Annotated in this window: 2 protein-coding genes and 1 pseudogene; all 3 read right to left on the bottom strand. The window is 57.1% G+C overall.

What is annotated here, in order from left to right:
• Nucleotides 1-788 (bottom strand): annotated as a pseudogene (locus HMPREF3165_RS13875) (IS1634 family transposase); the annotation flags it as partial.
• Between the two features lie 282 nt (nt 789-1,070).
• Complete coding sequence (locus tag HMPREF3165_RS09365) at nt 1,071-1,337, bottom strand: hypothetical protein (protein ID WP_070512783.1); 267 nt, start codon at nt 1,335-1,337, stop codon at nt 1,071-1,073.
• A gap of 247 nt (nt 1,338-1,584) precedes the next feature.
• Nucleotides 1,585-2,175: a GNAT family N-acetyltransferase gene (locus HMPREF3165_RS12980; protein ID WP_176747039.1), complete on the bottom strand. Its 591-nt coding sequence runs from the start codon at nt 2,173-2,175 to the stop codon at nt 1,585-1,587.
• Nucleotides 2,176-2,789: the final 614 nt, after the last annotated feature.

Below are 2,789 nucleotides of genomic sequence, written 5' to 3'. Positions count from 1 at the left end.
GAGGTCCTCGATGCCGTGGGCGGCCTGGAATGCCTCCGCGATGGGGATGATCGTGGTGGTCTCGGCCTTGTTGCCCTCCCAGCAGCCGACCTGGAGAGGGAAGCCGGCCCGGTCAACCAGCAGGCCCACGATGACCTGAGGGTCGACCCTCCTCTCCTTGGAGTAACCGACCTTGCGCAGGTCGTCCTCACGCTCGGCCTCGAAGTACAAGGTGGTGACGCCTGCAGGCACAGGGCAAGGCCCCTGGTGGCGGTGACGTGATCGAACAGGGCCTGACAGATCGCCTGGCGGTAGCCCCGCTCCTGGGCCCGGGCCAGGCAGGCTTGCAGGGTGTTGCGGTGGGCCGGGGCTGGCCAGCCGATCTCGGACAGGACTCTGGGGGTGTCGGCCTTGGAGGTCGGCTCGATCAAGCACGCGACGACCATCTGCTCAAAGGCTCGGTCACCCCCAGTGGCGTCCCCCAGCCCCAGACGGGCGTAGACCGTCTTGATGGCCTCGATCAACCAGCCCGACCTGCGGGAGATGATCGCAGGCCTTCGCACCGCACCACCATCACCCGGCTCATGACTGGGCGCCTGGCCCCCACCGTCGAGCGCCGACCCCAGATCCAGGACCTGCTGACCCGCCAAAAGCCTCTGGTGGCCCAGGTGCATCAGCGCGGCCAGCTCAGCCTCGTCATGAGCTGAACCCAGGTGCTCAACGATCCGGCGCACACCATTCTCCTTGACCACGACCTGCACGGCCGTGGCCCCCGAGGCGGTCTTGACCTTACGCAGGTACGGGCTCACCCACCAGATCCTATCGACCCCTTAGTGCCCCACAACAACCACCCCACCCCCACCATTCCAACGAAAAACCCCACCCTGAAACACCAACCAACCCAAAACTGTGCAACTCAGGTCTTCCACCACCAGATGAGCAAGACGACGGCGCCCCTCAGGGGTCAGCGGTGCGTTAGCGTGGGTCATGAAGGCCTCCGGTTAGTGATGCGAGTGTGTCAACCCACATCCTGCAGGAGGCCTTCACACAACCTCAGCCCCGTTCACAACCTCCCAAGGAAGTACGACGGCCTAGGAGTTCAGCCCGGTGGCCCCGTGCTCGCCGGAATAGAACTCGGGGTGATCCTTCCAGGACCAGCACTCAAGGAGGGTGCCATCAATGATCAGCTGGGCGGTGGCGTTCAGGTCATCCATCGTCGGCGCGCTGCTTTCCAAGCCGGAGGCGATAAGCGACCCGTAGGTGGTGTAAGCCGTAAGGCGGTGTTGGGAAACGCTGTAAAACTCAGCGAACAGTTCCTTGAGCAGGCTATGCCTCGAGCAGGTCAGCGTCAGGCACACAGGCTCAGCCCCCGGGTCCTGAACACCAGCGACTGGGGCTCTCGACATAGACCACCCCACACAAATCCGCAAACTCACTGCGAACTATTCTCGTGCTTCAATACATGAAAGTGACTTATTTTCTGAGTGAATCGGTTTGAACGCCAATGATTTTTCAGAGTGAGCAGCAACCCTACTTAGCGACACAGAATTAACAACAAATACCCTAAATACTCCACAATTAACCTCATTCAACCTGCATGTCACTTTAAATTTTTTTCCAAAAGTATTCACCCTGCCTTGGGACAGGAGCTATACGGGGCGCAAGATCACCATAAATTTCAGAAGGAGCACTCTCCCCAGATCCTCCCATTGAAAACCCATTAGTGGTGTAGAACTCATGGAGCCTCACTGCGTCACCCTCCGCGAATCCGTAAAGTAACGTGAAGCCAACAGAACGAACCTCATCCTCCGTTGCCCGAACAAGAGCGGTTCCGATTCCTTGGCATCGATAATCTTCTTCAACGCCAAGGTGAGCAAGATTTGCCTGATTTAGAATCATTTGGGCATTAGCGGTTTCACCATTATTAAGAAGATTATTGATAGCAATACTATTGGCGAAAAAATGGGCAGCTCCAACTACTTTATCTCCATGCCTTGCGACCGCAAAGCGTTCAAGAGTCAGGTGTGTATTAACGAGTCCGCGCCGCCTAAAGAAATCTGCAATCTCTTGCCCAGCGGACGTGGAAGATAATTTCGGCTCCTGATTCGTCAAATGGAGAGAGCGAAGGAGCGACATCGCGTTCATGCGTAGATGACGTTGATGTGGCTTAAGAATTTCAATGGTGACGCAGGACATAGTTCTCCATCGATTCAGTAGTTGGATGACGAGTGTTTCGCAATGCGATATAACATTAAATATATCACCGCACATAATGTTTGTATTGCAAGATTCCGACAAGACCCATTGAGGACGCCCGCGAATGAGGTTACGGTACCTCACTGAGAACTGCCCGCGAAGTTCGTGCTTCATGGACAGTCGTGGGTATGGAAGGTCGGTTGACAGGCGTAGGCCAAGACCAAGATTATGCGTAGGTACGTTAGATTGTACACGGAGGCATCGAAAACAAACAAGGGCGGTTCCTCGGCGAGGTCTGCGCGGTCACCGAATGGAGCCGAGACAACGCGCGCCAACGACTAGTGTCAGCAGCCAGGCGCACACCAGATCACCGAAAGTCGATGGATCCTAGAGCCAGAGCCCGCGGGTACTCCTACGACGCGTTGAAGGTCCTTCAGCGAGTGTGGGCCGCCAACGGCGGGGTAGTCATGGCAAGACGCCTCAAGGAGTCTATGCTGCTGTGAATCACCCCGGGTTTGATGGCTGTTCGCGTTTGAGGGTGTAGTAGGCGGGGTCTATTGAAGTGCGTAGGTGGAGGGGTGGGTGCGTCGTTACGCCGGGTAGGGGTCGAGGTC

This window comes from Actinomyces sp. HMSC08A09 (assembly GCF_001807465.1).
GTDB classification, from domain to species: domain Bacteria; phylum Actinomycetota; class Actinomycetes; order Actinomycetales; family Actinomycetaceae; genus Actinomyces; species Actinomyces oris.
The sequence above is the reverse complement of the archived record's forward strand: the minus strand, read 5'-3'. Positions and strand labels throughout refer to the sequence as shown.